Here is an 18,894-nt window from a genome sequence, read left to right as displayed (position 1 = left end):
GTAATAATTTAGTGCAAGCTATTAATTCTTTTATGAAAAATAACCCGTTTGTTACCAAGGCCTTTACTACTATTTGGTCTAAGTTTTTTAATGCATCAAAACAAGGTTTAAACTTTAAATTTATTAAAAATGTTGCCTTTGTAAAAAGCAAGTGGTTTCCTTTGTATTATAATGTTGGTAAAAATATAACCAATGGTATGTCTTATGTTTTAGATCTTGAAGAAAAAGATTTTAAAGGAAATACATTTTTATTACATGATGTGCCTTCTTATTTTAATTTAGAAGCACCTGAGTTTTCAGACTTAAAATGTTTTAAGGTAAAGCAGTATAAGGGATTTTTAGCAAAATTAGATGCTTTTGAAAGTTATGATGCTTTTGCTAAAAACCAGTTTAAATCGAACACAAGATATAAGTTTAGACGTAACCAGGAGCGACTAGAAACTTGTTTTAATATTAGTTATTCTATTTATAATGACAGCATAGAAAAGGACAGGTATATTACTATTATGAAAGGGTTTAAAGCCTTGTTGACAAAGCGATTTAATGAGTTGCAAAAAGGTAATGATATCTTAGAAACTTGGGATTATTACTATGCGTTAATATTTAAAATGCTGCAAGAAAAACGAGCATTATTGATAACGATCTGTAATAATGATAAGCCAATTGGTGTGTCTTTAAGTTTTTTATCTGATACTACTATGTTTTATGCAATTACCTCTTTTGATACTGATTATTACAGGTTTAATTTAGGGCATACTACAATAATCAAACTGTTTAATTGGTGTTTTGAAAATGGATATACTATTTATGATTTTTCAAAAGGAGAATATGAATATAAAAATAGATGGACTAATATGGAGTATGTTTATGAAAACCATATTTTATATGATTCTAAAAGCTTGGTAGCATCTGCTGTAGCAAAATTTGTTAAGTCTAAATATGAGCTAAAGCAGTATTTAAGGGATAAAAATGTAAACGAAAAATATGTAAAAATTAAGTTTTTGTTGAAAGGAAAAAAAGCAAAAACCGTTGTAAGAAGAGCGTATTCTATTGAAAAATTAAAAGAAATAAAAGTGTTAGACACAATGGTGTTAATTGATTTACAACACGAAAAATATTCTTTTTTAAAACCTATTGTTTTTGATGAATTATATAAAAATCCTGAAGACATTTCAGTATTAAATATATATGCAATTAAAAATTTAGATAAAGATGGTTATTGTGTTGTAGGAGAGAAGAATAAATATAAAATAACGTTTAGTTAACTTGTAGTGTGTTCTGCTAATTCTTTCATGGTTTTACATTGAAAGTTATAGGTGGTTTTTAAAGTGTTGTAATGTATAAAAAGGGTTTCTAATGCTTTAAAATTTTGTTCTGTATTGCTTCCAAAATTATGAGGATGCCACCATAAATGATATACTTGTTTATGATTTGCAGCATAGGTCATTCCTTTTTTAATTCTTTTAATTTTTAAGTTTTCTAAAAAATATAATTTGCTACTATATGGTCTTAAAAATCTACTAGAAGCAATATTTATTAAACCATGATGCATTATGGGTTCGTGGGTGTTGTATCCAGAAATATTAAGATAAGTATCTAATAATCTAAAAAATCTATGTTTTATTTCACCTAGTTGCTTGGTGTCTTTTGTGTTGTACATCCAGTATTTTTCTGTGCCTCTATAGCTTAAAATACCATGTTTTGCACAAATTTTTAAATAGTTTTTGTTTATCTGATTTCTAGGAAAAACAATACTTTTTATTGCAATACCATGTTGTTTGGCAATATCTATACTGGCAAGTAAGTCTGCTTCAAATTCTGCTTCTGTTTGTCCTGTTTCATTGCAGAAATAGTGGCAAAAAGTATGGCTTGCTATTTCGTGATTTCCGTTTTGTTTTATTTGTGTAATTAAAGATGTAGCATAATGAAATGGGTCTTCGGTTTCATTATTACCTATAGAATCAATTAATCTATAAGGACTAAAATTAACATTAGTATAACTAGGTTTTTTTTTAGGAATAAAGTGTTTTAATTCTTTTTTAGTGGAAGCAAATAAAAAACCTACAGAAGCAAATGTTAGTTTAATATTGTACTTGTCACTAAGTTGTAATAGTCTAGGTATTACTTCTGAAACTTTCTCCAGATTTTTTTTGTAATTTTCTATAGAGCGCACATCAAAAACGCCCCAATACAACTCGAAGTCTAAAGAAATTACAAAATGCCCTTGCTCTAGTTTCATTTTACAATACTTAAAAAAGTTTTTAAAATAATTTTAATATCTATATATACCGAAGGATTAGCAATATACTTCTTGTTTAAAGCTATTTTTTTTGGCATGATATCTTCAATATACAACTTTTCAGGATTAGCAGTGTCTTTTAAAAGTTCAGCTTCGTTTCTAAAAGCAATAGAGGCGTAGTCTGTAATACCTGGTTTTACTTGTAGTATTTGAAAATCTTCTTGAGAGTAAAAGTTTACATATTTTCTTACTTCTGGTCTTGGGCCTACAAAACTCATAGAACCTTGTAATACGTTAATTAGTTGTGGTATTTCGTCTAATTTATATTTACGTAAAAAGTAACCCACTTTTGTAACTCTAGCGTCATTATCACCTAGTGTTAACAGGCCTTTTTTGTCAGATCCTACAAACATGGTTCTAAACTTAAAGATTTTAAAATCTTGATTTTTTATGCCTACTCGCGTTTGTCTGTAAAATATAGAACCTTTAGATTCTAGTTTTATAAGTATGGCAATGATTAATAATATTGGAAAAAGTATTATTAAGCCTAACAAGGAAAAAAATATGTCAAATACTCTTTTTATCATAGTGTGGTTTCTACTGCTTTTGTAATTGTGCTTACAATATACTGTAATTGTTCTTGTGTTAGCTGCGGATAAATGGGTAAAGATATTTCTGCTTTATAATTATTAAAAGCGTTAGGGTAATCTTCCATTTTATAACCATAAGATTTAAACAAACTTAATAAAGGTAAAGGCTGAAAATGTACATTAACAGCTACACCATTTTCAGCTATTTTATCAATAATAGCATCTCTTTGTGCTTCTGTAGCGTCTTTAATACGTAAAGCGTATAAATGGCAAGAAGATATTTTTTTATCGTTTTTAAAAGGAGGCAAGATAGCCCATTTTTTAGTAGAGAAGTATTCTTGGTAATACAAAAAAATTTCTTTTCGTTTATCTAAAATACTTTCAAAATACTCTGGTAACTGTGCTACACCAACAGCTGCAAGTAAATCTGGAAGATTCATTTTTAAGCCAGGATATATTATGTCATATCTCCAGCCACCAGCTTTAGATTTAGTAAATGCATCTTTGGTTTGACCATTTAAAGAAAAACAGCGTAAAAAATTATACTCTTCTTGGTTATTAAAAGGTTCTGGTAAGTTTAAGCAAATAGCGCCACCTTCAGCAGTGGTTACATTTTTTACGGCATGAAAAGAGAACACTGTAATATCTGTAGTAGTACCAACAAATTTATTTTTGTATTGTGCACCAATGGCATGTGCGGCATCTGCTATAACTACAATTCTTCCTAGTTTTTCTTGATTTGGGTGTGTAGCATGAAACAGGTCTCTAGTGTTATTTACCAAACTGTTTATAGCATCATAATCACAAGGCCAACCAGCTATATCTACAGGAATTATTGCTTTTGTATCTTCTGTTATTGCGTTTTTAATACCTTTTAAAGAGATGTTAAAATCCGCTTCTATGTCTACCATTATTGGAGTTGCACCAACATGAATAACAGCTAAAGCAGTAGCAGCATAGGTGTAAGCCGGAATAATTACTTCGTCACCTTCACCAATACCAAACCATTTAAGCGCTAGCATGAGTCCTGAGGTAGCAGAGTTTACACCAAGCGCATTAGGTGCTTTTGTGTACAGGCAAACAAGTTCTTCTAGCTTTTTTACTTTTGGCCCTGTTGTAATCCATCCAGATTCTAAGGCGTCTGTTACTTCTTTAATTACATTATTGTTAATGAAAGGAGGAGAAAATGGAATTTTCATTTTCGTTACGTTTTATGATTAATAGCTTTGTTAAAGATATTAATATATTGTTTAGAAATGTTTTCTAAACTAAACTTTTCAACGTGTTTTAATGCATTTTGGGCTAATTCATTAGCTAAACTCTTGTCTGTAGCCAATCTTATCATGGCATCTGCTAATGCTTCAGAGTTTTTTACCTCAACTAATAATGCTTCTTTTTCATGTCTGGCAAACTCTCTAACTCCTGTAACATTGGTAGCAACCATTGGTAAGCCAACTGCTGCTGCTTCTAGTAATACTCTAGCAAAACCTTCTCTAAAGGTTGGAAGTATAAAAGCATCTGAAGATAATAATAGATCATACACATCATTTCGGCTACCTAAAACATCTACAATATCTTGGTATTGATCCAGTATTTCTTGGTTTAAGCGTTTGCTGTTTTCTTCTAAAGGGCCAACAAGTAAAATTTTAAAATTATGGCCTTTGTCTTTGCAAATTTTGGCAGCTTCTAAAAGGTTGATAATTCCTTTTTCATACACTAATCGTGCTACACATATAAATGTAAAAGGTGTATGGTTGCGTTTCGCTATTTTAGTAATGTTTTTTAATTCTATTCCGCTACTAAAAATAAGTTTGTAGTTTTTATCGGTTATAAGATGGTGGGATTTGTATAAATCTTTATCATCAAAATTTTGAAAAATGGTACTAAAAACGCGATGTTTTATGCTTCTATGAAGCGTGTAATACACCTTTCTTAAGGTGTAACTATACAGGCTGTTAGACATAAATATGGTGCCTAGCCCTGTAATGGTTCTTGTAATTGGTGTTTTTGTGTTTTTTAAAGCTATTGGTAATAAAAAGGCAGGCTTAGTGTCAAAGGTATGAATGACATCAAATTCATTTTTAGAAAAATAATCCTTGTACCATTTAAGTGTTTTAGCATCAGAGACAGGAGAGAAATTTCTTACTAAGTTGTATGATACATAGTTAATGTAATCTGGAAACTTATGTGAGCTAGTTCCAAGAATGGTTACTTGAAAACCTGCTTCTTTAAGATAGCTAGACAAGGAGATGCGTTTGTGTACATCTTCACCACCAACAAGACAGATTCTTTTATTCATGAAATAAATTTACAACTAAAATAAGATAAGTTTTTAGTTTACTAAAATTTGTTCTACATTAGAATTGATAAAAAAGGTATTTATGTTAAAGATTGCTAGGTATTTATACCATAATACTTGGGTTGTAAAAACTGTAGTTAATGCTGTATTACAAGCGCACCAATATTATAGATCGCATTATATTGACGATGCTACTTTTTTAAAGCAAAATTTTAAAAAACGCTTTGGAAGAACTTTAGATTTAAACAATCCTAAAACTTTAAACGAAAAGCTTAATTGGTTAAAACTTAATGATAGAACGCCTTTACATACCACTTGTGCAGATAAGTTTAAAGTGCGAAAGTATGTAGAAGAAACTATTGGTGAAAAATATTTAATTCCGTTAGTGTTTCAAAGTTATAATACACAAGATGTTATAACTTCTAATTTTCCTGATTTTCCGTTTATAATTAAAGCAAATCACGATAGTTCAGGAGGGTTAATTGTTAGCGATAAAAGTGCTATAAATTGGAAAAAAACACAAAAACATTTTAAAAAATTACTTAAAAAAAATTATTATTATTCTGGTAAAGAGTGGCAATATAAAAATATAAAATCTTGTGTTATAGCCGAAAAACTTTTAGTCAATGCTGCAGGAGATATTCCTTTTGATTATAAATTGCATTGTTTTCATGGTAAAGTAGAAGTCATTCAAGTAGATATTGATAGATATACCAACCATAAACGTAATTTATATGATGCCAATTGGAATTTGTTACCTTTTACTTGGTCTTTATGGAAAGATAATAAACCACTTTGGGACAACGGAAGAGATTTAGAAAAACCTAAAAATTTAACCGAAATGCTTACTGTAGCAGCAAAATTATCTACTCCTTTTTGCTATGCAAGAATAGACGTGTATGATTTTGAAGGTAGTGTGTATTTTGGAGAAGTTACTTTTCATCATGGAAGTGGCTTAGAAACCATTTATCCTGAAAAGTATGATTTAGAATTAGGAAACCTATTAGATATAAGTAAAATAAAAACAAAAGCGTAATTATGAAGCAATTAATATCTAACATTTACCATAATACAAGATTAGGCTTTGCTGTTATTCAGCCATTTAAAAATGTTTACGAATACTTACGCTATGCCTTAATACCTGATAAAACAGTCATTAAAAAAGAGTTTAAAACCAATTTAGGTTATACACCTAACTTTGAAAACCCTAAAACTTTTAATGAAAAATTACAATGGTTAAAGTTAAATGACAGAACACCACTGCACACTATTTGTGCAGATAAATACAAGGTTAGGGAGTATGTTAAAGAAAAAATAGGTGAGGACTACCTGATTCCTTTAGTGTTAGAAACTAAAAATGTACGTGATATAGTGCCTGAAAATTTACCAGATTATCCATTTATAATAAAAACCAATCACGATAGTTCTGGTGGTATTATTGTTAGAGATAAAAGCAAGCATAACTGGATAAACGTACAAAATACACTCGCTAAGTTTTTAAATATAAACTACTATTATAGGTATAAAGAATGGCAATATAAAAATATTGAACGTAGAGTTGTTGTAGAAAAACTGCTGATGGACGAAAATGGAGGAATTCCGTTTGATTATAAAATGCATTATTTTAATGGGAAGCTTATTTTTACACAAGTAGATATTGACAGGCAAATAGATCATAGACGTAATTTGTATGATGCCAATTGGAATTTATTAGATATTCAATGGATTTATAAAACAGGTCGTGATGTAGAAAAACCAAAGCTGTATGATAAAATGATTGCCTTAGGCGAAACTTTTGCTAAAGATTTTTGCTATATACGTGTAGATTTTTACCATGTAAATGATAAAATATATTTTGGTGAATTAACCTTTCATGCAGAATCTGGTTGTGGTGCTTTTACTCCAGGGCATTATGATACAGATTTTGGGGAGTTATTAAAGCTACATAAAACAGTAGTTAGTTAGTTAGTTAGTTAGTTAGTTAGTTAGTTAGTTAGTTAGTTAGTTAGTTAGTTAGTTAGTTAGTTAGTTAGTTAGTTAGTTAGTTAGTTAGTTAGTTAGTTAGTTAATATATAAATTAATATACCACTTTTGAAACGTATAAAACGTCCATACCTTATAGCTATTATCTACTTTACCGTTTAAATGATTTTTTACTAATTGCTGAATATAATCTATATTAAAAAGGTTTTGCTTTTCTAATAAAGGGGTTTTTATATAGCTTTCTAGTTCTTTTCTTAATCCAGAACGCAACCAATCACCAACAGGAACTACAAACCCTTTTTTAGATTTTTCTAAAAAACCTTCAGGAAACTCTTCTTTAAAAGCTTCTTTTAAAATGTGTTTTTTGCTAAAACCTTTTAATAAATAATCTTCTGGTAAGCTGTTGGCAAATTCCCAAAGCGATTTGTTTAAAAAAGGCGCTCTGCATTCTAGTGAGTTTAGCATACTTGTTCTGTCTACCTTTACTAGCATATCGCCTTCAAGACTCATAAATCTGTCTATTTCACGATATTCATGAACTGTTTTAGGCTGCTCTATTTTAGACTTTTCTTTGTAGTAGTTAAAAACACTTGGTTGTATTTTTTTGGCTTTTAAAAGTTTTTCAGTATCGTTAGAAAAACCTAAGGAAATTATATTCCAATAATGTTCGTTATTATAGTTTATTGCGTTAACAAACTTTTTAAGCTTAAAACGCTTCCCTCTATTATCATCTTTGGTGGTTAGTAGTGTGTTTAAAACATTTTTTGAAGCATTATGCAAAAAAGCAGGAACAAGGCTTGTGTACTTACTATTTAGTTTGCCAATATAGTATTTGTTATAACCACCAAAAACCTCATCACCACCATCTCCTGTTAAGGCGACCTTTACAAAATCTCTTGTTTTTTTAGCAACTAAATAAGTTGGTAAAGCAGAAGAGTCTGCAAATGGTTCATCAAAATTTAAAAGAATTTCATGAATGTTTTTTTCGATATCTTTTTCTGAAATAATAAACTCATGATGGTTGCTGTTAATTAGCTTGGCTACTAGTTTAGATTTGTCTGTTTCGTCAAACGAAGCTTTGTCAAACCCAATTGAAAAAGTATCAATTTTTTGATTGTTTATTTGTGATAAACCAAAACTTACTATGGAAGAATCTACACCTCCAGAAAGAAAGGTACCAAGCGGAACATCACTAATAGAACGACTTTCAATACTTTGAAGCATTCGGTTTTTTAGCTCCTTTTTTGCTTCCGCGAAAGCGATATCTTGTTTCTTGTTTTTAACTGTATTTATTTTATGAATGGTAAAACTATTTTCATTTAAATCATAATCTATATAATGATTAGCTTCTAGTTTAAAAATATCTTTATAAATAGTAAAAGGAGCAGGAGTGTAGGTGAGCCTGAAATATAGGTTTAAACCTTGTTTAGAGATTTCTGGCTTTGTATCGAGATTGTTAATTATAGACTTTAGTTCTGAAGCCCAAAAGAAATTATGTTCATTGTTGTAGTAGTACAAAGGTTTTTCGCCAAAAAAGTCACGACTTATAAAGACTTTGTTTCTGTTTTTGTCATAAATACTAAAAGCAAACATACCATCTAATTGAGCAAAACTACTTTCTCCTTGCGTTTCGTAGAGTTTTAAAATTACTTCGGTATCACTTTTTGTTTTAAAAGTAATGCCTTTGTCTTCTAATTGTTTTTTTAAGATTTGGTAATTGTAAATTTCGCCATTAAATACAATAATAATGCTTTTATCGTTATTGTAAATGGGTTGTTTACCTGTACTCAAGTCAATAATAGAAAGGCGTCGCATAGCCATAGCTACTGTGGTTTTTTGATGGTTTTCAATGCAAAAACCGTCTTCATCTGGTCCACGATGATAGATTAGCTGATTCATTTTTTGTAATGAATTGCTAATCTTTTCACGAGTACTGTTTCTACTTATTATGCCGTTTATTCCACACATAAATGCGTATCTATTATTTTTTTTAGTTGTTTACCAATTACAGTAATATCAAATTGTTTTGCTTTAATAAAGCTTAGGTCGCTATATTTTTTTCTTACTTCTTCGTTGTTTTTATAATAAGTTATTGCCTTTGCTAAAGCTTTCTCATCATCAACATTTACTAGTAAGCCGTATTTAGCTCTGTAAAATTCACCTTCCTCAATTTGTACTTTTTTATTATCATTTAATAGTTCTAAAGGGCCAGATTTACAATTGGTAGCTATAACAGGCACACCTAAAGACATTGCTTCAAGAATTACGTTTGGAAACCCTTCAGAGAGTGATGTTAATACTAAGCAATGGTGTTTTAGTATTTCATGGTCTATGGTATCACTGTTTCCTTTAAAAGTAACTATTTTATTAAGATTTAACGTAGTTGCAAGTGCTTTTAATTCTTTTTCAAGAGAACCAATTCCGTAAATATTTAATGAAACAGTTTCGTTAATAAGAGCAATGCTTTTTATTAAACTTTTTTGGTTTTTTACAGGATTTAACCTTCCTACAGCTACTATTTTAAACGGTTGTTTAGCGTTATTATACTCTAAAAAATCAGGCTTTTCTTTGCGAGTGTAAATAGGGTTGTAAACAACATGTTTAGGGATTTTAACATTAAAGTTGTTTTGTAAATCGTGATTTATATGTACAGAATTTGAAAAAAGATTAGTGTTTTTGTTGTAAAAATAACGAACCAATTGTTCGCCAAACTTACCATATGTTTTTGAAGGAAAGCAACGTTCGCTAATAATGGTTTTAAGTTTTGGTTGAAACATTTTAGTAATTCCATTTATAGTATTTTGCTTTATTAAAAATGAAATACTTACATCTATTTTATGTTGCTTAACTATTTTAGGGTACTTATAAGTACTAATTAAAAAGGTTTTTAATTTAAATAGGGAAGAATTATCATAATGTTCTTGTTTGGTAGACAAGCAAATAATTTTCACCTCTTTGTGTATAGGTAAATCAATATTATTGTACATAAGTACCAAGGTAACATTGTAATATTTTATAAGCTCATTACAAAGTCTGGCAACTACACGTTCTGTGCCTCCATAACTTATAGAGGCTACAAATAGGGAAATGTTTTTTTTGCTAATCATTAATAGATAGGTCTTTACGTATTGCTTCTGAGAAAATCTCAGCACCAACATTAGACATGTGTGCTATGTCTACCCAATAATCTGTGCTGTTTTTGTTTTCAAAAAAATTACTGTAATCATGATATTCAATATTTAAATCTTCTAATATTTTGCGTAAAGCATTATTATCTTCAGGACATTTATCAATATATAAGGGGGTTGTTATGGTTATTAGTTTTTTGTTATTATTAGAGCAAAACGATTCTATTTCTTTTAAATAGGTATTAAATAAAGGGTTTAATTTTAAATTAGTTTTGCACACAATACTATCATTACGTTCTAGTATTTTTTTAAATATTTCTTTTTGTGTGCTGTGTACTTCCATAGGGTCATAACCATAATAATGTTCTAAATCATATTTAGGAAAAACAGCATTTTTTAAAATACCCAATACCAATCCGTTATAATCTATACACCAATAAAAATTTTGTAATGGGTTTGTTAATTCTGCTCTGTCTAGTTCTTCTTTAATAACAGCATTAGTATGGTATTTTACCATTAAGGTTTTTGTTTCTTCTCTGTTGTAGTATTCTCTGTAAGCAACATTAGGGTCTACATGAAGAATTACAGTTTGTTTAACATCTTTAGGTAGTAGTTTTATTAATGTAGCACTGTAGGCAATAAATTTACCATCTACTCCCATATTATAACTAGACGGATTTAATTTTTTAACATCTATATGGTGATTTGCTCTAGAGCTACCAAAAACAATAAGTTTCGTGGTGTCTTTTATAGCTAAGTAATGATTTAATTTACCAATAGCTTGACCAGAATAAACCGTGTCGCTAATTTTAGTTATTGTAAAGTATGCTATTTTATCTATAATAAAAGATACCACTATAATAAAACCTAGTAATTTTAGTGTATTTATGATTTGTTTTTTATTCATAACATTTAAAATTGAAAATAAATAAAGTTATTAGATGTTGAGTAAAACAAGCTTATTAGCAGGATGATAACAGAAACAACAGCACCAAGTTTTATAGGTGTAAGTCTGCGACCTAAAGTTTCTAGTTCTTGCTTTGATCTGTATAAATATAAATCTAAAGACATACCTATTATTAACATAGATAATCCTGTAACAATAGCGTTAGTGTCACCAATAAATGGAATTTTAAAATCGAAGAAAATTAGTTTTTTAATAATAACTCCAGCGGCTTCAAAATCTTTAGCTCTAAAAAACACCCAGGAGAGTAGTACAACCCAAAAAGGATAGATGTACCCAAACCAACCAGCATTTTTAATTTTTAAAACAGAAAATATAATTTTTTCACCTACAAGTAATAAGCCGTGTATGGCTCCCCAAATGGCGAAATTCCAGGTGTTTCCATGCCAAAGGCCTCCTAATATCATGGTAAGCATTAGGTTTCTAAAGGTGAAAAGGGCTGTACCACGACTTCCTCCTAAAGAGTAATATAAATAATCACGTAACCATGAGGAAAGTGAGATGTGCCAACGTTGCCATATATCTGCTATAGAATTTGAAAAATAAGGAAGATTAAAGTTTTGATTAAACCTAAAACCTAACAACTTAGCACTACCAATGGCAATGTCTGAATAACCTGCAAAATCAAAATATATTTGATAGGAATAAAATATGGTTGCAAGAAGGAGTGTACTAGAATTATGCACATCTGGACTAGCATAAATAGAATCTACGTATACTCCTAAATTATCTGCAATTACTACTTTTCTAAATAAACCTACAGCAATTTGAAAAATACCATCATGAAACCATTTTTGTTTAAACTTTCGTACGCTTTCAATTTGTGGCATTAGGTTAGAAGCTCTTTCTATTGGTCCTGCTACTAATTGCGGAAACAAACTTACAAATGTAAAAAAGGCAACAATGTTTTTTGTAGGCTTAAGTTTGTCTCTATAAATATCTATAGTATAGCTTAAAGTTTGAAAGGTATAAAAGCTAATACCTACAGGAAGTATAATATTTAAGGTTACATGGTCTACCTGCCAACCAAAAAGCAGCATCATTTCTGCAAAACTTTCGGTAAAAAAGTTATAGTATTTAAAAGCAGCTAAGAGGCCTAAATTAGAGAATAAACTTAAGCGTAGCCAGTTCTTTTTAGCTTTTGCAGAATTGGTTTCATAAATTTTAAGACCTATATAATAGTCTATAAAAGAACTATATATAATTAAGGAAAGAAAGGTCCAGTCCCAATACGCATAAAAGATATAACTAGCAATTAGTAAAAGTATATTTTGCTTTTTTAAGTCTTTATTAAGCAGCCAATACAGTATAAAAACTGTAGGTAGAAATATTAGATATTCAATGGAGTTAAATAACATAAGTTGTGGTTAGTTTAATAAAAAGTTCTTCATATTGATTAATAATTTTTTTGCTATTAAAGTTGCTAACAACTATTTGGTTAACAGTTTTAGGAGAAAATGTATATTGATTGTTAAGTTTGGTTAGTTCTTTAATACATTCTTCTACAGTATTTACAATAAAACCGTTTTTACCTGGTTCAATAATTTCATTAATTCCTCCTGGAGCATTAAACGCTATAATTGGTGTGCCAACAACACAGCTTTCTATTAGTGCATTAGGGAAACCTTCAGAATAAGAACCAAGTAAAAACACATCGCTTTTTCTCAAATATTTTTCTACATCTTTAGTGTAGTCTATTTGAGTTACCTGATTTTCAATTCCTTTGGTGCGAATTAAATTTACAATATTTTCTTTTTCATTTCCATTTCCAATCATAAAATATTGAAAAGGAAATTTTAATTGCGACAGTACCTCAATAATTCTGTCATGGCCTTTTTCTTTGCTTAGTCTGCCAACAGTAATGATTTGAAGCGGTTTGTTACTATCTCTTTCTTGTGTTTTAGGGTTTGTATTTGTTGTTATTGGGTTATTAATTAAGGCTGTTTTGCTCTTTAAAACGCCATAATTAGCAATCATATCTTGTTGCATGTCTTTAGATTGACATATTAAACAGTCTACTAATTGGTATGCTTTTACAATTAATTTTTTAGATAAGTTTAATCTGTTACCTCTGTCGTGTTGTGCTAATACACTTAAAACATTAGCCTCTCTAGCAACAAATTTTATTTTAGGAAAACCTATAGATACATAAGCAATAATGGTGTTTAAATGAAAAATAGAACTAACTACTATGTCTGGCTTTTGTGTTTTAAAATGTTTTGTAATTGCAAATACAGCTTTTAATACTCTTGTTTTGTTTAAGTAAATAACATGTAAATTATCTACTTGATAAACGGTATCTTTTTTAAAACCAATGACTAAAAGTGTGGGTTCAAAAACCTCTTTGTTTAAATTTTGGGCTACAAAAGATAAAATACGCTCTGCACCACCAGCTGCTAGTGAAGGAATTACAAATGTTATTTTAATCTTTTTTTTGCTCATTATTGTATAGAAAAAGTGTTTCCGTTTTTATCTAACCATTGTTTAAGTACTAATAATTTCCAGATTAGTGGGTATCTATTCCATGTACCTTGCATATGTTGGTTTATGCGTAATTGTACTTCTTTTACGTTTATATTTGGTATTTGTTTTAGGGTGTCTTCTGTTAATGTATCTAATACAAAATCTTTAAGATCTGCTCTAAACCAATTGGCAAAAGGCATAGTAAAACCCGCTTTTGGCCTGTTAAAAATTTCTTTTGGTACATGCTCATAAAGCACATCTTTTAAAATGCGTTTTTGGTTGTTTCTTTGGTATTTAAATTCTGTAGGTAAAGAGCGTGCAAATTCTACAATTCTATAATCTAAAAGAGGTGCTCTAGCTTCTAGTGAGTATGCCATTGTTGCTCGGTCTACTTTGGTGTTAATATCCCAATTTAAATAGGTTTTTAAGTCGAAATCAGAAATACGTTCTACCAAGTTTTTATCGGTTTCTTTCAAGTACTTTACTTCAGAAACATTGGTGTAATCATTGGTGTTTTGTAGCCAGGAATTGTCAATTCCGCTACTAATAGCCAGGTATAAATCGTTTAACGAATTTTGCTCTAAACCTTGCGCAATCATCTTTAATTTGTAATATGGAAGCCTTTTAATAAGGCTGGATGAAAATTTTCTTAATCCTGATGGAATAGCGTAAAACGCTTGCACTTGTTTCATCCATTTATAACGTGTGTAACCAATAAAACTCTCGTCTCCACCATCACCAGAAAGTGCTACTGTTACATGTTTTCTTGTGTGTTTAGCTAATAACATAGATGGTATTGCAGAGGCATCTGCAAAAGGTTCATCATAATAATGACTAAAATTTTCTATTAAATCTAAACCTTCAGAATAATTACAATTTATAACATGATGTTCTGTTTGTAAATGATCTGCTACTTGTTTTGCATATTTACTTTCATCAAATCCTTTTTCATCAAATTTTACAGAAAATGTTTTTATTTTACTATTTGTGCTTTTTGATGCTAAAGCTGCAATAGCCGAAGAATCAATTCCGCCAGAAAGAAATACACCAACAGGAACATCTGCAAATAATCGTATACTTGAGGCGTCTTTAATTAAATAAGAGAGTTCTTGTTTTGCTTCTTTATAAGAACCTGTAAATAAGTTCTTGTTGTTTTTTGAAATATCCCAATATTGAGATTTACTAAAGGTGTTGCTTGTTAAGTCTAAAGTAAAAGAGTAACCAGCTTCTAGTTTTTTTATTTCGTTAAATATAGAAAGAGGATCAGGAATATTTCCCCAGGTTAAATACTGTGAAATAGCTTTGCTAGATATAGATAAATTGGTATTGTGTAGTTGTATAGATGAAATCTGACTGGCAAATTCAAAACCTTTTTCTCCTATATAATAGTAAAATGGTTTTTGACCCATTCTGTCTCTAGCACCAAATAAAAGCTGTTTTTTTTCATCATATATAACAAAAGCAAACATACCGTTTAGTTGGTTTATAAAAGCTTCGCCATATTCTAGGTAAGCAGCACAAATTACTTCTGTATCACTAGTTGTTTTAAAAGCGTATCCTAAGTTTTGTAATTGTTTTTTTATTTCTAAAAAATTATAAATTTCACCATTAAAAACAATATGTATGTGTTTGTAAATAAACGGTTGGTTAGACCTTGGGTCTAGGTCAATTATAGACAATCTATTATGTCCTAAAATGATACTTTCGTTTTTACCAATAAAAGTAAAATGTGTTGCATCTGGACCTCTAAAAGCCGTTCTGGCAAGTTTTTCTTTAACTTGTTGAGGCGTGTATTTTATTGTAGAACCGTATATACCACACATAGTTATTCTGTTATTAAGTTTTCTTCATTTTCTTTTTCAATACTAAATCTTGTGTATAGCCATATGGTGAAAAATAGAATGATATAGTTGTAAAAATAATTATGAGAAACCATTAAATATGATGCCATTATTAAAGACATATACAAGTATTCTGGTTTTGTAGAAAAGTACCTTAAGCTTTTAAAAACCATGCTTGTGTAAAAGATTAACAGCAATAAAAAAGGAAGTATTCCTGCTTCACCTAAAACCATTAAATACGTGTTGTGTACACCAACTTTAATACCAACGGTGTCTCCTTGATGTCCTTGCATAGAACCATAACCATTACCAATTAAGGCGTTGTTTAATATAGCATCTGTATAAAGCGCCCAGGTTTCTTGTCTAGACTCTCTAGTTATGGTTGTGGTTTTAACTTCTCCTTCGCTAAAAAAGCTTTCAAGGGCATTAAATCTGTCTTTATTAAGCTGAAAAGCAGGAGTGTTTATAATGATAACAATACCTACAGCTCCCACGAGTAAACCAATAATATTCTTTCTGTTTGCAAATAGTGAAGTTATATTTACCAATAATAAAAGGAGTAAGAAATAGCGAGAAAGTGTTGCAATACCTGCTAGCGTAAATATTAATTGAGCAATTAATTTATATTTTTTATTTGCCAATCTATAGGTAAACGCAAAGCCTAAAATACATACTAATCCTGCGCGATTAGGATTAATATAAAAACCAGCGTATCTACCATATTCATCAGAAAAAACTAAAGCATTTAATATTACACTTATAGCACCAATTACCAAATAAAAACAAGCCTCTCCATTTGTGGTGTTTTTAGCAACCTCTGTAACCGATAAAATAAATAAAAAGTACCTAAAAATATCTTTAATAAACATTTCTAATTCGCCAGAAAAGCTAAATCCAGAAATAGAGTAGTATAGTATTCCTATTAATAATAGAGCCAGCAATGGTTTACTTTTTTTAATAAAAAAATAGTACAATGCTAAAGAAACTAAGGATAGTGCAGCAGCTAAAGATCCTAAAGCAGGATTAAAGGATATTAAACCAAACGTAGGTAGGTTTAAAATGGTTAGTGCAAGTATGCTATGTTTTAGTATTTCTTTCATGTAGCTAAAACTTTTTGCTGATTAGTAGTGTACTTTAAATATACTAAACTTCTAAACACCTGTAATAAGGCTGTACATAATGCAATACCAAATACACCATAATATTTCATTAATACAATATCTAAAACAATGTTTAAGAGAACTGTTACAAATGAAATGTAAGCCATAAAAGTGTTTTTATTAATACTAGTTAAAAACCTAACAATAATGTTTCCGCAGATAGTAAAAGGAAGACCAATTAAAAACATACGTTGAATGTTTGCTACTATTTTAGTGTCTTCTGATGAAAATTCATTTCGTTCAAAAAATAATTCTACAATAAAATCAGAAAGAAATATAAGTACTACACTTACTACAATTAAGCCAAGAAATAAACGCTTTAAAATGTAGTATAGCTTTTTAAATGCTTCGTCTTTATTGGTTAAAGATAATTTTGAAAAATAGGGAAGTAGCACGTTACCTAAAGCCATAACAATTATTGCAGTAAAAAATGCAGGAATACGCAATCCGTAATTTAATGCTGTAATAGAGCCTATAATTAATTGTGCTGCAAAAAACTGATCTGTAACAGAAATTAATCCTGTTAAAAAACCAGAAGACACTTTAGCAGGAACTTGTTTAAACATGGTTTGTGTGTGAAAACCTAAAAAATCTGGTTTTGCAATTTTTATAATTTGTTTGTTTATAGCTACTATTAGTAAAAAGATAAATTGCGATATACTACCTATAAGCATACCAATAGCTAGTACTTTTTCTTGAAGTTGCTCTTTAAAAAACACAAGGCAAACTATCATTGCAATAGAGGTAAATACAGGATAGATAGATGCATATTTAAACTCATCATAAATATTTAATAGGCCACTTATTAAGGATGCAAATCCCCAAAAAAGAATACAAGGGAGCAGATAGTATAGCTGTGTTGTAATTAAGGCGTAGTAATCTGGAGTATGTCCTTTAAAAAAAGTTTCTAAAAACACATCTGTAAATAAATACGAAATAATAATAAATATAGCTGCAACACTTAGTGTTATAATAAAACTTGCCGATTGAAAGGCGCCAATTTTGTTTGTAGATTTTTTTTCGGCTATATAATTAGGTATAAATACGGCTTTAAAAGCGTTTAAGAAAACCTCATTAATAAACCCAGGAAGTAATGCAGCTATAAAAAAAGTATCTAACAACTCAGACAAACCAAAAGAACCTGCAACAATAATTTCTTTATAAAACCCTAGTCCTTTTACTACAATACTAATCACAGCTACAGTAATAATATTTATCACTGTAGGATTTTTAATTGCCTTTTTTAAGGATGGTATGTAGTTGCTTAGTTTCAATTAATTTATAATAGTTTTTTTAAGGGCCACCCAATGGTGAAACAAAGTTTTAATAGGTTACTTTTAATAGCTTTTTGATACTCTTTTAAGTTAAATTCTAAATATTGTGATGCTCTTAATAATGTATATACACGTTTTAAAAAGAGTAGTGGTTTTTTGTATAAATAGTCTTGGTAATACCAGTTTAAAATAGATAAAGAATAGATGGCCATACCAAAAGCATCTTTTTCATGGTTTTGTATAGAAATAGCATTTTCTGTATCTAAATAATAGGTTCGTAGTGTGGTGTTTATGTATTTTGTTTCAAAGCCTTGTTTGGCAATGAGTTCCCAAATAACACCTTCAGGTATATAACCACGAGAAAAAATATTTCTGTTAACCTTAATATTTTTTAAAATCTCTGTTTTAGTAAAACCCCATTTTTCTGAAGCATTTGGTTGCTCCATTTGTTGTTTAAAGGTATTACTGTAATAAGGAGAAGTTTTAAAAGGCTCGCCAACTAAATTGCCAAATTGGTCATTACATAAACAAGTAACTCCGCTTATGGTTTTTTGTCTTTCTTTTGGTATAGCATCATATTCTTTTTTAAATACCTGTAAAGCATCTGCAGTACATTCATCATCAGAATCAAAAGGTAAAATAAAAGCACCTTTAGCTATTTGTATGGCCTGCATAAAACACGCCATTTTATGTTTGTTTATTGTGTTATTTATATAGTGTACAGGAAATGTAGCTGTTTTTATTAATTCTAAAGCTACTTCATGCGAGTTGTCTTTAGAACCATCATTAATTAAAACCAATTCAAAATCTTTAAAAGTTTGGGCATTTAAAGATTTAAAAACACGATTTAGCGTATTTGCTCTATTATAAATAGGAGTAAATACGGTAAAGGTATAACTAAAGTTATGTTTTTTGTGTTCTTTATATATAGGTAATAAATTGGTTAACTGCAT

The 18,894-nt window shown here is 29.7% G+C and carries 16 protein-coding genes; 3 read left to right on the top strand and 13 right to left on the bottom strand.

All coding sequences use genetic code 11. From position 1 onward, the window contains the following. The first annotated feature begins 32 nt into the window (after positions 1-32). On the top strand, positions 33-1,265 hold the full coding sequence (locus KO494_RS03665) for a GNAT family N-acetyltransferase (RefSeq protein WP_215966245.1): 1,233 nt from the start codon (positions 33-35) through the stop codon (positions 1,263-1,265). Here KO494_RS03665 and KO494_RS03660 read toward each other — a convergent pair. Genes KO494_RS03660 through KO494_RS03645 form a run of 4 tightly spaced genes read right to left on the bottom strand, consistent with a single transcriptional unit; the run spans position 1,262 to position 5,128 of the window. Next, entirely contained in the window at positions 1,262-2,239 is a 978-nt protein-coding gene (locus KO494_RS03660) for a polysaccharide deacetylase family protein (protein WP_215966244.1), read from the bottom strand. The two genes, KO494_RS03665 and KO494_RS03660, sit on opposite strands and share 4 nt — an antisense overlap. Continuing rightward, on the bottom strand, positions 2,236-2,826 hold the full coding sequence (locus KO494_RS03655; RefSeq protein ID WP_215966243.1) for a sugar transferase: 591 nt from the start codon (positions 2,824-2,826) through the stop codon (positions 2,236-2,238). The genes KO494_RS03660 and KO494_RS03655 overlap by 4 nt, the downstream gene beginning before the upstream one ends. Further along, a complete protein-coding gene (locus KO494_RS03650) occupies positions 2,823-4,028 on the bottom strand; it encodes a DegT/DnrJ/EryC1/StrS aminotransferase family protein (protein WP_215966242.1) in 1,206 nt (401 codons plus the stop codon). Before KO494_RS03650 ends, KO494_RS03655 begins: the two co-directional genes overlap by 4 nt. A 5-nt stretch (positions 4,029-4,033) precedes the next feature. Continuing rightward, the gene (locus KO494_RS03645; protein WP_215966241.1) at positions 4,034-5,128 is read right to left on the bottom strand and encodes a glycosyltransferase; all 1,095 of its coding nucleotides are present in this window, start codon (positions 5,126-5,128) and stop codon (positions 4,034-4,036) included. Between the two features lie 82 nt (positions 5,129-5,210). Between KO494_RS03645 and KO494_RS03640 the strand changes: the two genes are divergently transcribed. Further along, the gene (locus KO494_RS03640) at positions 5,211-6,164 is read left to right on the top strand and encodes an ATP-grasp fold amidoligase family protein (protein WP_215966240.1); all 954 of its coding nucleotides are present in this window, start codon (positions 5,211-5,213) and stop codon (positions 6,162-6,164) included. Positions 6,165-6,166: 2 nt separating this feature from the next. Next, the gene (locus KO494_RS03635) at positions 6,167-7,093 is read left to right on the top strand and encodes an ATP-grasp fold amidoligase family protein (RefSeq protein WP_215966239.1); all 927 of its coding nucleotides are present in this window, start codon (positions 6,167-6,169) and stop codon (positions 7,091-7,093) included. Between the two features lie 96 nt (positions 7,094-7,189). Here the strand turns inward: KO494_RS03635 and asnB (KO494_RS03630) are convergent, their stop codons facing one another. From asnB (KO494_RS03630) to KO494_RS03590, 9 genes are read right to left on the bottom strand one after another with little or no spacing between them, the layout of a single operon-like run. Beyond that, positions 7,190-9,079 carry an asparagine synthase (glutamine-hydrolyzing) gene (gene asnB, locus KO494_RS03630; protein WP_215966238.1) on the bottom strand — a complete coding sequence of 630 codons (1,890 nt, stop codon included), beginning with the start codon at positions 9,077-9,079 and terminating at the stop codon, positions 7,190-7,192. Further along, positions 9,067-10,218 (bottom strand): glycosyltransferase, encoded by a 1,152-nt coding sequence (locus KO494_RS03625; RefSeq protein WP_215966237.1) that lies wholly within the window; start codon positions 10,216-10,218, stop codon positions 9,067-9,069. Before KO494_RS03625 ends, asnB (KO494_RS03630) begins: the two co-directional genes overlap by 13 nt. Next, a complete protein-coding gene (locus KO494_RS03620; protein ID WP_215966236.1) occupies positions 10,211-11,146 on the bottom strand; it encodes a hypothetical protein in 936 nt (311 codons plus the stop codon). Before KO494_RS03620 ends, KO494_RS03625 begins: the two co-directional genes overlap by 8 nt. 5 nt (positions 11,147-11,151) lie before the next feature. Further along, positions 11,152-12,561 (bottom strand): MBOAT family protein, encoded by a 1,410-nt coding sequence (locus KO494_RS03615; protein WP_215966235.1) that lies wholly within the window; start codon positions 12,559-12,561, stop codon positions 11,152-11,154. Further along, positions 12,551-13,645 (bottom strand): glycosyltransferase, encoded by a 1,095-nt coding sequence (locus tag KO494_RS03610; protein WP_215966234.1) that lies wholly within the window; start codon positions 13,643-13,645, stop codon positions 12,551-12,553. The genes KO494_RS03615 and KO494_RS03610 overlap by 11 nt, the downstream gene beginning before the upstream one ends. Further along, entirely contained in the window at positions 13,645-15,489 is a 1,845-nt protein-coding gene (gene asnB / locus KO494_RS03605; protein ID WP_215966233.1) for an asparagine synthase (glutamine-hydrolyzing), read from the bottom strand. Before asnB (KO494_RS03605) ends, KO494_RS03610 begins: the two co-directional genes overlap by 1 nt. A gap of 2 nt (positions 15,490-15,491) precedes the next feature. After that, positions 15,492-16,607, bottom strand: coding sequence for an O-antigen ligase family protein (locus KO494_RS03600; protein ID WP_215966232.1), 1,116 nt, complete (start codon positions 16,605-16,607; stop codon positions 15,492-15,494). Then, a complete protein-coding gene (murJ, locus tag KO494_RS03595) occupies positions 16,604-17,941 on the bottom strand; it encodes a murein biosynthesis integral membrane protein MurJ (RefSeq protein WP_215966231.1) in 1,338 nt (445 codons plus the stop codon). The genes KO494_RS03600 and murJ overlap by 4 nt, the downstream gene beginning before the upstream one ends. Before the next feature lie 5 nt (positions 17,942-17,946). Next, positions 17,947-18,894: a glycosyltransferase family 2 protein gene (locus KO494_RS03590; protein WP_215966230.1), complete on the bottom strand. Its 948-nt coding sequence runs from the start codon at positions 18,892-18,894 to the stop codon at positions 17,947-17,949.

This window comes from Lacinutrix sp. C3R15, from assembly GCF_018860825.1.
Lineage (GTDB): Bacteria > Bacteroidota > Bacteroidia > Flavobacteriales > Flavobacteriaceae > Oceanihabitans.
Note: the sequence above shows the minus strand (reverse complement) of the source record. Positions and strands in the feature narration are given on the sequence as shown.